Below are 401 nucleotides of genomic sequence, written 5' to 3'. Positions count from 1 at the left end.
TCCTTGTAAACCTCGGTGGCTTCCAGGTAGGCAAAATCGTTATAGAGCCTGTCTGCTTTTTTCTGTTTTCCGCTCTGTGCCTGCAGGCCAATAGAGCAGGAGAGAAGTAAGAGTATAAAATAGTACTGATTTTTCATGATCAACAGGTCTTAAGGTTAAAAGAAACGAGGTGATTTATACCGGGTGTTTTTAAACCGGAGTTCATAGATGAGCAGCACCTCATGAGATCCCGAAGTGTATGGGCTAATATCTGAGATCGGGTATTCATAGGCATATCCTGCCCGAAAGCCATCGAAGAGCTGAATGTCCAGGAATCCGCCAATGGCATCATCGATACGATAGTTGGCCCCCAGGTAGAACTTCTCGTTGAAGATGGTGGTGGCTGAGATATCGATAGACAG

General features: G+C 45.4%; 1 protein-coding gene. It reads right to left on the bottom strand.

What is annotated here, in order from left to right; all coding sequences use genetic code 11:
• Nucleotides 1-155: 155 nt before the first annotated feature.
• On the bottom strand, nucleotides 156-401 hold a 246-nt coding region (locus tag FLP08_RS15965), incomplete at its 5' end, for a type IX secretion system membrane protein PorP/SprF (RefSeq protein WP_156278148.1).

This window comes from Christiangramia aestuarii (genome assembly GCF_009735585.1).
GTDB classification, from domain to species: domain Bacteria; phylum Bacteroidota; class Bacteroidia; order Flavobacteriales; family Flavobacteriaceae; genus Christiangramia; species Christiangramia aestuarii.
This window is presented reverse-complemented; position numbering and strand designations above follow the sequence as displayed.